The sequence below is a fragment of the Pseudomonas sp. B21-015 genome (assembly GCF_024749285.1).
Classification (GTDB): Bacteria; Pseudomonadota; Gammaproteobacteria; order Pseudomonadales; family Pseudomonadaceae; genus Aquipseudomonas.
Map to the genome: position 1 here is coordinate 5293083 of NZ_CP087196.1, position 12600 is coordinate 5305682.

11 protein-coding genes are annotated in these 12600 nt (G+C 60.9%); 7 read left to right on the forward strand and 4 right to left on the reverse strand.

Going from position 1 to position 12600, the window contains the following annotated elements; genetic code table 11:
• Window positions 1–36: 36 nt before the first annotated feature.
• From plsB to cmoB, 6 genes are all read left to right on the forward strand, one after another.
• On the forward strand, window positions 37–2541 hold the full coding sequence (plsB, locus tag LOY38_RS24255) for a glycerol-3-phosphate 1-O-acyltransferase PlsB (RefSeq protein ID WP_258697377.1): 2505 nt from the start codon (window positions 37–39) through the stop codon (window positions 2539–2541).
• A 56-nt stretch (window positions 2542–2597) separates the two neighbouring features.
• Window positions 2598–3287: a DUF4197 domain-containing protein gene (locus tag LOY38_RS24260; protein ID WP_258697378.1), complete on the forward strand. Its 690-nt coding sequence runs from the start codon at window positions 2598–2600 to the stop codon at window positions 3285–3287.
• A 141-nt stretch (window positions 3288–3428) separates the two neighbouring features.
• Window positions 3429–3821, forward strand: a complete 393-nt coding sequence (locus tag LOY38_RS24265) for a protease inhibitor I42 family protein (protein WP_258697379.1) — start codon at window positions 3429–3431, stop codon at window positions 3819–3821.
• Between the two features lie 2 nt (window positions 3822–3823).
• Window positions 3824–4459, forward strand: coding sequence for a lysoplasmalogenase (locus LOY38_RS24270; protein ID WP_258697380.1), 636 nt, complete (start codon window positions 3824–3826; stop codon window positions 4457–4459).
• Window positions 4460–4643: 184 nt separating this feature from the next.
• Window positions 4644–5423 (forward strand): carboxy-S-adenosyl-L-methionine synthase CmoA, encoded by a 780-nt coding sequence (gene cmoA / locus LOY38_RS24275; RefSeq protein ID WP_258697381.1) that lies wholly within the window; start codon window positions 4644–4646, stop codon window positions 5421–5423.
• Entirely contained in the window at window positions 5420–6376 is a 957-nt protein-coding gene (cmoB, locus tag LOY38_RS24280) for a tRNA 5-methoxyuridine(34)/uridine 5-oxyacetic acid(34) synthase CmoB (RefSeq protein ID WP_258697382.1), read from the forward strand. Before cmoA ends, cmoB begins: the two co-directional genes overlap by 4 nt.
• A 131-nt stretch (window positions 6377–6507) precedes the next feature.
• Here the strand turns inward: cmoB and tadA are convergent, their stop codons facing one another.
• Entirely contained in the window at window positions 6508–7005 is a 498-nt protein-coding gene (tadA, locus tag LOY38_RS24285; RefSeq protein WP_258697383.1) for a tRNA adenosine(34) deaminase TadA, read from the reverse strand.
• A complete protein-coding gene (locus LOY38_RS24290; protein WP_258697384.1) occupies window positions 7005–8381 on the reverse strand; it encodes a multicopper oxidase family protein in 1377 nt (458 codons plus the stop codon). Before LOY38_RS24290 ends, tadA begins: the two co-directional genes overlap by 1 nt.
• 895 nt (window positions 8382–9276) lie before the next feature.
• Between LOY38_RS24290 and LOY38_RS24295 the strand changes: the two genes are divergently transcribed.
• Window positions 9277–9600: a hypothetical protein gene (locus LOY38_RS24295; protein ID WP_258697385.1), complete on the forward strand. Its 324-nt coding sequence runs from the start codon at window positions 9277–9279 to the stop codon at window positions 9598–9600.
• 134 nt (window positions 9601–9734) lie between these two features.
• On the opposite strand, the gene LOY38_RS24300 is transcribed toward LOY38_RS24295, so the two are convergent.
• Both LOY38_RS24300 and ptsP read right to left on the reverse strand, forming a co-directional pair.
• A complete protein-coding gene (locus LOY38_RS24300; protein ID WP_258697386.1) occupies window positions 9735–10025 on the reverse strand; it encodes a PTS transporter subunit EIIB in 291 nt (96 codons plus the stop codon).
• 2 nt (window positions 10026–10027) lie between these two features.
• Window positions 10028–12562 carry a phosphoenolpyruvate--protein phosphotransferase gene (gene ptsP, locus LOY38_RS24305; protein ID WP_258697387.1) on the reverse strand — a complete coding sequence of 845 codons (2535 nt, stop codon included), beginning with the start codon at window positions 12560–12562 and terminating at the stop codon, window positions 10028–10030.
• Window positions 12563–12600: the final 38 nt, after the last annotated feature.

The following is a 12600-nucleotide window of genomic DNA, read 5'->3' on the forward strand; positions in this document are numbered from 1 at the left end:
CAAACGCTCGGTTTTATTCACTTATGCAGATGCCGTATGACCCGTTCCCCGTTTCGCCGTCTTGTGTTTGGCACCCTGCGCCGACTGTTGTACCTCTGGGTTCGCTCAGAGACGATCAACCAGTCGTCGTTCACCCTCAACCTCGACCGCAGCCGGCCGGTGTTCTACGTCCTGCAAAACCCTTCACTGACCGACCTCGCCGTGGTCGATGCCGAATGCAGCAAGGCCGGCCTGCCCCGCCCGGTATTGCCGGTATCGGTGGGTGCGCTGGCAGAACCCGCCGCGTTCTTTTACCTGACGCCAGAGCCCGACTGGCTCGGCCGTCAGGACAAACGCGGCGCGCCGCCAACCCTGACCCGCCTGGTCAGCGCCCTGAGCCAGAACGCCGCCGAAGATGCGCAGATCATTCCGGTCAGCGTGTTCTGGGGCCAGTCGCCGGACAGCGAGTCGAGCCCGTGGAAACTGCTGTTCGCCGACAGCTGGGCCGTCACCGGGCGTCTGCGCCGGTTGCTAAGCATCATCGTGCTGGGCCGCAAGACCCGCGTGCAGTTCTCGGCGCCGATTCACCTGCGTGAACTGATCGAACACAACAAAGGCCACGAGCGCACCGTGCGCATGGCCCAGCGCATCCTGCGGGTGCACTTTCGCAACCTGAAAGCCGCGGTGATCGGCCCGGACATTTCCCACCGCCGCAATCTGGTCAAAGGCCTGCTCAATCAGCCCTTGGTCAAGCAAGCGATCCTCGATGAAGCCGAGCGCGAGAACATCTCCCCGGAGAAAGCCAAGGCCCAGGCCCTGCGCTACGGCAACGAGATCGCCTCGGACTACACCTACACCGCGATCCGTTTTCTGGAAGTGGTGCTGAGCTGGTTCTGGAACAAGATCTACGACGGGATCAAGGTCAACCACATCGAAGGTGTGCAGAAAGTCGCCCAAGGTCACGAAGTGATCTACGTGCCGTGCCATCGCAGCCATATCGACTACCTGCTGCTCTCCTATCTGCTGTTCCGCAACGGCCTGACCCCGCCCCACGTTGCCGCCGGGATCAACCTCAACATGCCGGTGATCGGCAGCCTGCTGCGCCGTGGCGGGGCGTTCTTCATGCGCCGCACCTTCAAGGGCAACCCGCTCTACACCTCGGTGTTCAACGAATACCTGCATACCCTGTTCACCAAGGGCTTCCCGGTCGAGTACTTCGTCGAGGGCGGCCGTTCGCGCACCGGGCGCATGCTGCAACCGAAAACCGGGATGCTCGCGATCACTCTGCGCAGCTTCCTGCGTTCATCGCGCATGCCGATCGTCTTCGTGCCGGTGTACATCGGCTATGAGCGTGTGCTGGAAGGCCGCACCTACCTCGGCGAATTGCGTGGCGCGAGCAAAAAGAAAGAATCGATCTTCGACATCTTCAAAGTCATCGGCGCACTCAAACAGCGCTTCGGTCAGGTCGCGGTCAACTTCGGTGAGCCGATCAAACTGGCGGAGTTCCTCGACAGCGAACAACCCGACTGGCGCCAACAGGAACTCGGCCCGCAATTCAAACCGGCCTGGCTCAACGAAACCACCAACCGCCTCGGCGAAAAAGTCGCACAGCATCTGAACGAAGCGGCGGCGATCAACCCGGTGAACCTGGTGGCCCTGGCGCTGCTATCCACCAGCCGCCTGGCGCTGGACGATCGCGCCATGGCGCGGGTGCTCGACTTGTATCTGGCGCTGTTGCGCAAGGTTCCTTATTCGCCGCACACCACCCTGCCGGACGGTGACGGTCGGGCACTGATCGAGCATGTGAAGGACATGGACCTGCTGTCCGAGCAGAGCGATGCGCTGGGCAAGATTCTGTACCTGGACGAACAAAACGCCGTCCTGATGACCTACTACCGCAACAACGTGCTGCACATCTTCGCGTTGCCGGCGTTGCTGGCGAGTTTCTTCCAGAACGCGTCGCGCATGAGCCGCGAGCAGATCCTGCGTTACACCCGTGCGCTGTATCCGTACTTGCAATCGGAACTGTTCATTCGCTGGACGCTGGACGAACTCGATAGCGTGATCGATCAATGGCTCGAAGCCTTCGTCGAGCAGGGCCTGCTGCGCTTCGAGAAGGACGTGTACCTGCGTCCGGCACCGAGCTCGCGGCATTTCGTGCTGCTGACGCTGCTGTCGAAAAGCATCGCCCAGACTTTGCAGCGCTTCTACATGACCGTTTCCCTGCTGCTCAACAGCGGCCAGAACAGCCTCAGCGCCGAAGAACTCGAAGACCTCTGTACGGTCATGGCCCAGCGCCTGTCGATCCTCCACGGCCTGAACGCCCCGGAGTTCTTCGACAAGAGTCTGTTCCGTCACTTCATCCAGACGATGCTAGACCTCGACGTGCTGCGCCGCGACGAAGCCGGCAAACTCAGCTATCACGAACTGCTCGGCGAACTGGCCGAAGGCGCAGCCAAACGGGTGTTGTCAGCGGAGATTCGCTTGTCGATCCGTCAAGTAGCCTTGCATCGCAGTGAAGATGCGGCGGATCAAGTCGCGGCTGCGGTGCAGACCGACTAAATTTCTACATCCGCCAACTCTCTTTTCTGAACCTTTTTCCGAACAAGGAAGCCGCCATGCTCCGCCCTACCCTTCGCTTCGCCGGCCTGTGCGCAGGCTTGATGATTTGCGCTAATGCCCTGGCACTGTCACTCAGTGACCTGTCGCAACAAGACGCCACCGGCGGTCTCAAGGACGCCCTGACCCAAGGTGCGCAACTGGCCGTCAAACAACTTGGCACGCCCGGCGGCTTCAGTAATAACCCGGACGTGAAAATCGAACTGCCGGGCAAACTGGGCAAAGTCGCGAAGAAAATGAAACAGTTCGGCATGGGTGACCAGGTCGATCAACTGGAAACCAGCATGAACAAAGCGGCTGAAGCGGCGGTGACGCAGGCCCAGCCGATTCTGGTGGATGCTGTGAAGAAGATGACCGTGGAAGATGCCAAGGGGATTCTCAGCGGCGGCAAGGATTCAGCCACCCAGTACCTGAGTAAAACCAGCCGCGAACAGATCCGCACCAAATTCCTGCCGATCGTCAAGCAAGCCACCGACCAGGTCGGCCTGGCCCAGCAGTACAACGCGTTCGCCGGACAAGCCGCGACACTGGGTGTGCTGGATGCGAAAAGTGCCAACATCGAAAGCTACGTGACCGAGCAGGCGTTGAACGGTTTGTTCGAGATGATTGGCAAGCAGGAAGAAAGCATTCGCCAGAACCCTGCGGCGGCGGCGACCAGTTTGGCGAAGAAAGTTTTCGGCACACTCTGAACCCTGTGGGAGCGGCGGCGCGGCGATCCGGCTTGCTCGCTCCCACATGGATTGCGCTTGACTGACGGGCATGACCGTCACACTTTGTCTCATCTTCAGTTATGCTCGCCGTTCGTCGTGAACGCTGGAGCCGCTGATCTTATGTCCCCCACTCGCCTGCTTGTCCCCCTCGCCTTTGCTCTGCTGAGCGCTTGCGCCACGCAGCCAAAACAGAACGTGACGGTGGAAAAACAAAGCGAATGCCCGGCGAAACTGCACAACGGGCAAAACCTGATCCTGACCCTGCCAAGCAACCCGACCACGGGTTACCGCTGGGCGATCCAGGATTCGGCCGGCGGCGTGTTGCGCGCGCTCAGCCCCGAGGTTTACAGCAACCCGGAAGACGCCGGGATCGTCGGCAGTGCCGGCCTCTCGACCTGGCGCTTCCAGGCCTTCGCCACCGGCACTGGCCGCTTGCGGCTGACTTACTCACAACCGTGGGCACCGGAAGTACCGGCCGTGAAAACCTTCGACTGCGCCATCGCGGTTAACTGATTGTGGGCTGGCTGATCCTGGCGCTGATGGGCGCGGTGACCTTTCTGTATGGCCTGAGCGTGCATGCCGCGTTGCTCTGCCTGCTGGTCAAACCGCTACCGGTGCTGGCCCTGCTCGGCTGGTTGCACGACGCACCGCCCAGCGACTATCGGCGCTGGATCAGCCTGGGTTTGATTTTCTCCTTGGTCGGCGATGTGTTGCTGGCATGGCCGCAAGACTTGTTCGTGTTTGGACTTGGAGCATTTTTGCTCGCGCATTTGGCGTATCTGAAGGCTTATTTGAGCGATTGCCAGCGTCTGGCGCTGTTGCCACTGGTACTGGCTCTCGGGGTTGGCGCACTCCTGCTGGGGATTTTGATTGCCCATGGGCTGGGTCCATTGCTGGTCCCGGTGATCGTCTACGGTCTGGCCATCAGCGCCATGCTCTGGCGCGCCCTGGCCCGACTCGGCACCGATGTGCCCAAACGCTCGGCGCTGCTGGCGGCGGCGGGAGCGGTGGCATTCGTGTTTTCTGACAGCGTGATTGGCATTAACCGGTTTGTGATGCCATTTCATGCCGCGCCGTACGTGATCATCCTCAGCTACTGGCTGGGGCAATGGGGGATTGCGGCTTCGGCGTTCGCCCAGAAACCGCGCTGAATTCTTCGCGAGCAAGCCCGCTCCCACATTTGATCAATGCTGAACATCTTTCTTGCGTCCGACTCAGAACCACTGTGTGAGCGGGCTTGCTCGCGAAAGCGGTATAGCTGAAGACACAGACCTCAACGCCCCACCACGGCGGTTTATCAGACAACCCGCGCATCCACACGCCAACTTGGCTAAAATGCCGGCCTTTTCCACCTATGCCGCTGGAACCGCCGTGAGCAAAGAATCCGATCGCCTTTTCGCCCAGCCCTTGGCCCAGGTACCTGACTTCGCCTTTAACGAGGACGTGGTGCGGGTGTTCCCGGACATGATCAAGCGCTCGGTGCCGGGTTATCCGACCATCGTTGAAAACCTCGGCGTGCTCGCCGCGCAGTTCGCTCAGCCCAACAGCGTGCTCTACGATTTGGGCTCGTCTTTGGGCGCCGTGACTCAGGCCTTGCGCCGTCACGTACGCACCGACGGTTGCCGGGTGATCGCTGTGGATAACTCCGCGGCCATGGTCGAACGTTGCCGCGAATACCTCAATGGCCAGGACTCGATGTTCCAGGAGTTGCTGCCGGTGGAAGTGATCGAGGGCGACATTCTTGCCCTGCAATTCCAGCCAGCTTCGGTGGTGGCGTTGAACTTCACCCTGCAATTCATCGCCCCGGACCAACGCACCGCACTGCTCTCGCGCATCCGCCAATCGCTATTGCCCGGTGGCGCGCTGATCCTCTCGGAGAAGCTGCGCTTCAACGACCCCGAAGAACACGCGCTGCTCACCGACCTGCACGTGGCCTTCAAGCGCGCCAACGGCTACAGCGAACTGGAAATCGCCCAGAAGCGCAGCGCCATCGAAAATGTCATGAAGCCCGACAGCCTCGAAGAACACCGCGAACGCCTGCTGGCCGCCGGGTTCTCGAAAGTCGTGCCGTGGTTCCAGTGTCTTAACTTTGCCTCGTTGATTGCCTTGCCATGATTGATCTGTCCCCCCTCGCCCGCCGTTTGGCCGGTACTCCGCTGGCCGAATGGGCCAATACCCTGCAAGCGCAACTCGACAAGAAAATGGAAAAAGGTCACGGCGACCTGGAACGCTGGCAAAGCGCGCTGGACGCGCTGCCGAAGATCCGGCCAAGCGAAGTCGACTTGTTGAACGGTTTGAAGCTGGACACCGATTGCGACTTTGAGACCCGCGCGCAAATGCGCACCGCGCTGATGGGGCTGTCGCCCTGGCGTAAAGGGCCGTTCGACCTGTTCGGCGTGCATGTCGACACCGAATGGCGTTCGGACTGGAAGTGGTCGCGGGTAGCTCCGCACCTGGACCTGAAAGGCAAACGCATCCTCGATGTCGGCTGTGGCAACGGTTACTACATGTGGCGCATGCTCGGCGCCGGGGCCGACAGCGTGATCGGCGTCGACCCGAACTGGCTGTTTTTCTGTCAGTTCCAGGCGGTGCAGCGTTACTTGTCCGAGCCCAATGCCTGGCATCTGCCCTTCCCTTTCGAAGACCTGCCGCCGAATCTGGAAGGCTTCGACACAGTGTTTTCCATGGGCGTGTTTTACCACCGCCGCTCGCCGATCGAGCATTTGCTGGCGCTGAAGGATTGCCTGGTCAAGGGCGGTGAACTGGTGTTGGAGACGCTGGTGATCGAAGGCGATCAGCAGCAGGTGTTGGTGCCGGAAGACCGTTACGCGCAAATGCGTAACGTCTGGTTCCTGCCGTCGGTGCCGGCGCTGGAACTGTGGCTGCGCCGCGCCGGTTTCAGCGATGTGCGATGCGTGGATGTCAGCGTGACCACGGTCGAGGAACAACGCGGGACGGAGTGGATGAAGTATCAGTCGTTGAGCGATTTCCTGGATCCGGATGATCACAGCAAGACGATCGAAGGGTTGCCAGCACCGATGCGTGCGGTGATTGTCGCCCGCAAGTAAAACCCCGATATCCCAAACGCCGGAAAAACCTGTGGGAGCGAGCTTGCTCGCGATAGCGGACTGACATTCAACATAGTCGTTGACTGAAAGGGCCTCATCGCGAGCAAGCTCGCTCCCACAGGGGTCGGTGTTTAGTCTGCTGGCCTGGCTCTACGCGCCTTGAAAAACTCGCTCAACACCGCGCCGCATTCCTCCGCCAACACCCCCCCCTCATACAACACCCGGTGATTCAGAAAGCCCTGGGTAAAGAACTGCCCCTGGCTCTGCACAATCCCGGCCTTGGGTTCCAGCGCGCCATACACCACCCGCGCGATCCGCGAATGCACGATCAGCCCGGCGCACATGCTGCACGGCTCAAGCGTCACGTAAAGCGTACTGCCCGGCAGGCGATAGTTGCTGGCGGCCTGGGCCGCGGCGCGGATCGCGACCATCTCGGCGTGGGCACTCGGGTCGTTGCCGCTGATCGGGCAATTGAAACCGCGCCCGATGATTTCACCGTCCTGCACCAGCACCGCGCCCACCGGCACTTCACCCAGGGCCGCGCCTTGAGCGGCCAGGGCCAGGGCTTCGCGCATGAAATCACGATCACGGCTGCGGTCGATGATCGCTGCGGGGCGAATCTGACGCATCACGCCACCTCGATGGCGGCCATCAGGCCGGTTTCCATGTGATCGATCACATGGCAATGGAACATCCAGACGCCCGGGTTATCCGCCACCAGCGCCACTTGCGCGCGCTCGTTCTTGCCCAACAGGTACGTGTCGGTGAAGTACGGGATGACCTTGTGCCGGTTCGAGGCAATGACCTTGAAGCTCATGCCATGCAGGTGGATCGGGTGCTGATACTGAGTCATGTTCTTCAATTCGAAAATATAGCTTTTGCCCTTTACGAGCTTGGCAATCGGTCGATCGGCGCAGGTCTTGTCGGTGATGTCCCAGGCCTTGCCGTTGATTTGCCACAGGCTGGGTGGCTTGCCGTTGTCGACGTTGACCGACACCGAGCCCACCCATTCAAAATTGAAGTTGAGTTTCTCGGCATTGGCCAGGTCCGGCTCGGCCACCGGGTTGGCGGGCAATGCCGGCGGCCACTCGGTCGGCGCGTCGGTGTTGGCCACCGAGCGGAAGGTGCCCAGGCGTACCGGGCCATTGCGCAGGGACAGTTCTTCGCCGGCTGGCGGGGCCTTGATCGCAAGGCAAATGCGCATGCCGGGGCCGAGCCAGTATTCCTTGCCCAGTGGGCGCGGTTCGATGGGATTGCCGTCCAGCGCGTAGATCTGCGCTTCGACGCCGGGGATGTTGAGGCGATAAGTCAGGGTGTTGTCGAGGTTGAGCACGCGTACGCGGGTGATCTGCCCGGCGGGCAAGTCGATCACCGCTTGCGAGACGCCATTGATGGTCGACAGGCGCCCGGCCGTACCGCCACGGGCCGCTTCGCGAGGAATGCTGAACGGCACGAAAGCGCCTTCTTCATCGACATGCCAGCTCTTGAGGCTCAAGGTCTTTTCGTACTTGAACCCGGTGGGCTCGCGCTCTTCGATGATCAACGGGCCGACCAGCCCGCGACCGAGTTCTTCGCTGCTGTTCACGTGCGGGTGATACCAGTAACTGCCGGCGTCGGGCACGCGGAATTTGTAGTCGAAGTATTCGCCCGGCAGCACCGGCAATTGCGACACGTACGGCACGCCGTCCATCTCCAGCGGCAGGCGGATGCCGTGCCAGTGAATGGTGGTCGCTACCGGCAGGTGGTTGATGAAGCGCACCCGCAGCCATTCGCCCTGACGCACGCGCAATTCAGTGCCCGGCGCCGATGGACCGAACGCCCAGGCCTGGGTCTTGTGCCCGGCCACCAGCTCGACGTCCAACGGTGCGGCGATCAGCTCATAGTCGTGGCCGGCGTCAGCGTCAGCCATTTTGCCCAGCCAGTAACGCGACGCGCCACCGGCTCCGACACCAACGACAACAAGACCGGCCAGGCCACCGAGGATTTGGCGACGGGTAAAGGACATGAAATCTACTACCTCACGTATCAGCCACAGGCGCGGGGCCTGCAAAAGGCGAATACGATACACCTGCGGTTGAGAAACAGTAAGGGCAGCGCGGCGGATGGTCACAGACCTTGGAGAGGCCCTTTGAAAGATCGCAGCCTTCGGCAGCTCCTACATTTGATCGGCGTACACCCTGTAGGAGCTGCCGAAGGCTGCGATCTTTTCGGGGTCGCGCGGTATGTCTGATGCAATGCGATTGCAGAATGTGTGGCCGCTTCGCTGATCGTTACTTAGTAGCCGCCAATCAGGGAATCACCCTACATCCATTTCCACCTTTCCCGACTTCTTTCCTGATCGATCCCCCGCAAAGTCCCCGCGCCTTATTTTCATGCGTTGTTGGAGCACGTCGCACGCATCGAACAAGAACTCGCTGTTATCTCTGAGACGGATAGATTTTATGACCGCTTCGCGCTCAATCGCGGGCAAGCCACGCTCCCACAGGATTGAAGTTGTTCCCCTATTTGGCGGTCTGCCTCGATTCCGTAGGAGCGAGGCTTGCCCGCGAAGGCGGTCTTACAGTCGGCGAAACTTCTGGGCAATGTCGTCGGAAGTTTCCTTCAAAACGTATCGGTCTCCATGAACTGGTGTGAAGTGAGATCCGTGGATAGTCTTTGGCTGTCACTGCGAATGCAGTGGCAGGGTGTAGGAGCCCTCTCTCATGGTGCAACAGCTTTGTCGTTTGATTGCGGCGCTTAATTCGTGTCCGTAAGATCGTTCGCGGCGGCTGTGCGCGGGACACGCTTCGGCGTGGCCGAGGTCCATGAGTGCTCGGTACTCCTACTCCTGCGCATGGCTGCCACCCAAACCTGTAGGAGGGTGCGTTGGCAGCTCATATTCATACTCATGGAAATTACAAATGACGACGCTAACGCCAGACCCACCCTACGAAAAACCAATTCCCCACCCCGACAACTGCTTCATGGCGCTCACCAGCAACTGCACCGACATGCCCACGCTGTTCGTCGATACCCACGCGCCGATCGATGTTTTGTATGACGCTGCCAGCTATCGAATTCGCGCAGTCACTCAAGTGCTTGAGAACCTGTCCATGCGCGGCTCGGTCGAGTGTGATTCGGTGATCCTCAGCGACTTCGCTTTGCTCTGCGCCATTCCGTTGCGGGATGGGTGCGATGTGCTGGATGTAATTGGGCGGCGGTTGCGGGCTCGGCCATTGGAGTAGCGTCGAGCTGCTTTTTGTGGCGAGGGAGCTTGCTCCCTCGCCACAAGAGCAAGATCAAAAGATCGCAGCCTTCGGCAGCTCCTACGGGAGTTTGCGTCGGGAGAGGGGCCGCTTCGCGACCCACAAAGGTCCGGTTATGGCTGAAGGCCGGTGATCAGATGAACCACTCCATCCTCCAGCATCATCACTCCCGGCACTCCAGCCGCTGTCAACGCCTGCCGATCCATCCGCGTCACATCCCGTAACTCCACCCGCATCCGGGTTAGCGCCACGGGCTGATGCGACTTGAGGTTATCCACACCGCCCAGTGCGGCCACGACATTCGGCGCCAACCCGGAAACGGCTTGAGCCACCGCTTTCGGCTCATCCACCACCAGATCCGGGGTCAACGCCTTCCAGAACGCCCGTTGCATTTTCTCGAACATGCTCAGTTCTCCAGAACCAGTGAAGTATCGACCGTCGCCTCATGGTGCAGCCGCAACGCCTCGCGTACCTGCTCGGCACTTTCCAGCCCCAGCACTTGCTGGGCGATGGCCTGGCAATCCAGCAGGTCCACTTCGCGGACCGCCGCTTTGATCGCCGGAATCAACGGCACACTCACCGACAGCTCATCCACGCCAAGCCCCAGCAACAGCGGCACCGCCAGTTTTTCCGACGCCAGGGCGCCGCACACGCCGACCCATTTGCCATGGGCATGAGCGGCTTTCACCGTGTTGGCGATCAGGCGCAGCACCGACGGATGAAAACTGTCGGCCTGACTGGCCAGCCGTGGGTGATCGCGGTCCATGGCCAGGGTGTATTGGGTCAGGTCGTTGGTGCCGATGGAGAAGAAATCCACTTCGGGCGCAAACAGGTCAGCCATCAGCGCCGCCGCCGGCACTTCGATCATGATCCCCAGTTTCGGCAGTTCCGTGAGGCCCAATGCCAGCGCCTCTTCTTCAAGCAGCTGACGGGCCAGCCGCAGCTCCGACAGCTGCGTAACCATCGGCAGCATGATGTGCAGGCGAGCCAGCCCGGCGCTGCTCAAAATTGCCTTGAACTGATCGCGCAACAGCTGCGGACGCTCCAGGCACAGACGAATTCCGCGCATGCCCAGGAACGGGTTGGTTTCGCGGTCCATCGGCACGTAGGCCAATGGTTTGTCACCGCCGACATCCAGGGTTCGCACCACCAGATTACGCGCTGGCCCTAATGCTCGGGCGATAGCGCTGTAGGTGGATGCTTGCTCGTCATGGCTTGGCGCGTGATTGCGATCCAGATAAAGAAACTCCGAACGCAGCAGACCGACGCCCTCGCCGCCTAGCGCCATGGCCTGTTCGGCTTCGGCCAGCGAAGCGATGTTGGCGGTGATTTCAACGTGATGCCCATCGCGGGTACAGGCAGCCAGCGCAGCATTTTCCAGCTCGTATTGCTGGCGTTTCTTTTGTCGCTGACGATTGGCTTGCAACTGCTCAATGGCAACCTGCGCGGGATCCAGCTGCAACTCGCCCTTGTCGGCATCGAGCAAAACCCGGGTGCCATTGGCCAGTGCCAGCACCTGAACCGGCAACCCGCAGATCGCCGGCAAGCCGAAGGCCCGCGCGAGGATCGCCACGTGGCTGGTGGCGCCACCGCCGACCGTCGCGAAACCCAGCACCTTGCGCGTGTCCAGGCCAGCCGTCTGGGAGGGTGTCAGTTGCTCGGCAATCAAAATCGCCCCTTCCGGCAACTCCATCGCCTGATCCTCTACGCCGAGAATCAGCTTGAGCACCCGTTGACCGACGTCGGCCAAATCCGCTGCCCGTTCGGCCAGCAAGGCATTGCCGAGTTTTTTGAACAAGGCAGCCGTCGACTCCGTGGCTGCGCGCCAGGCAAAACCGGCGCTTTTGCCGGCGTCGATCAGTGCCAGGGCCTGATCCAGCAGGCTTGGGTCTTCGAGCAGTTCCTGATGCGCCTTGAAGATATCTGCCTGGGCGTCACCCGTGGCCTGGTCACGCAACTGCTGCAGGCCTAGAACCGCCGCCGCCAACGCCCGTGACAGGCGCTCGCGCTCAACTTGCGCGCCCCGACCGGATTCAATGACTTCAAGGGTCTGCTGCGCAATCTGCACCACCTGGCCAAACGCCGACCCCGCCGATGCACAGACTCCGCGCAGCACCTTCAGCGATGAGGCCTCAGCGGCAACCGGCTCAACCTCTGCCATCACCGTCACGGCTTCCCCGCAACCGGCAGCCAGCAACTCGGCCAGAGTCTTGATCGCCACTTCAGCATCTGCGCCCGCCGCGCTGACTTGCACAATGTCGCCATGAGCGGTCTGCAACGCCATGATCGCCACCAGGGATTTGGCGTTCGCGCTGTCCTGCTGTTTATGCAGACAAATACTCGCCGAAAAACCTTTCGCCGCCTGGGCAAACACCGCCGCAGGGCGAGCGTGCAAGCCATTGAGATTGGGCAGCATCAGCGGTTTGGAGAACAGCGCCTCGCCCTCCTCCGGCATCTGCTCATCGGCCGCCACTTCGGATGGATTCAGACTCAGCAGTGGCTGACCGCTTTGCACCACGCCCGTTTCAGGTGTCAGCCAGGTGAACGGCTCACCGCTGACCACCAGCATCAAGGTCAACAAACTACGGGCGTTCAAGGCAATGTAATCGGCATCGAACCCGATCAGCGCCTGCCCCACCTCAACCCGCTGACCTTCCTCCACCAACCGGGTGAAGCCCTTGCCGGCCAGGTTCACGGTGTCTAGGCCGATGTGCATCAACACCTGCACGCCGTTCTCGTCGGTGATGCTGACGGCATGCCCGCTGACCTGCACATTGCTGATCACTCCAGCCAGCGGTGCGCACAAGGTGGATGAGGTCGGGTCGATACACAGACCGTCACCGATCACGCGACTGGAAAACACCTGATCGGGCACCTGGTCCAGCGGCATCAGCACGCCGGACAAAGGTGCCAGCAGTTGCAATTGTTGGGGTGTGGCCATGACGTCACCTGCTGTTTTGTTCTGTATAAAAGACGCTG

Bases quoted from the DNA above. Each gene is read 5' to 3' on its own strand.
- cmoB (WP_258697382.1), top strand. From the start codon at position 5,420: ATGATTGATCTGTCCCCCCTCGCCCGCCGTTTGGCCGGTACTCCGCTG.
- LOY38_RS24290 (WP_258697384.1), bottom strand. From the start codon at position 8,381: ATGTCCTTTACCCGTCGCCAAATCCTCGGTGGCCTGGCCGGTCTTGTT.
- LOY38_RS24265 (WP_258697379.1), top strand. From the start codon at position 3,429: ATGTCCCCCACTCGCCTGCTTGTCCCCCTCGCCTTTGCTCTGCTGAGC.
- cmoA (WP_258697381.1), top strand. From the start codon at position 4,644: ATGCCGGCCTTTTCCACCTATGCCGCTGGAACCGCCGTGAGCAAAGAA.
- LOY38_RS24260 (WP_258697378.1), top strand. From the start codon at position 2,598: ATGCTCCGCCCTACCCTTCGCTTCGCCGGCCTGTGCGCAGGCTTGATG.
- LOY38_RS24295 (WP_258697385.1), top strand. From the start codon at position 9,277: ATGACGACGCTAACGCCAGACCCACCCTACGAAAAACCAATTCCCCAC.
- LOY38_RS24300 (WP_258697386.1), bottom strand. From the start codon at position 10,025: ATGTTCGAGAAAATGCAACGGGCGTTCTGGAAGGCGTTGACCCCGGAT.
- ptsP (WP_258697387.1), bottom strand. From the start codon at position 12,562: ATGGCCACACCCCAACAATTGCAACTGCTGGCACCTTTGTCCGGCGTG.
- tadA (WP_258697383.1), bottom strand. From the start codon at position 7,005: ATGCGTCAGATTCGCCCCGCAGCGATCATCGACCGCAGCCGTGATCGT.
- plsB (WP_258697377.1), top strand. From the start codon at position 37: ATGACCCGTTCCCCGTTTCGCCGTCTTGTGTTTGGCACCCTGCGCCGA.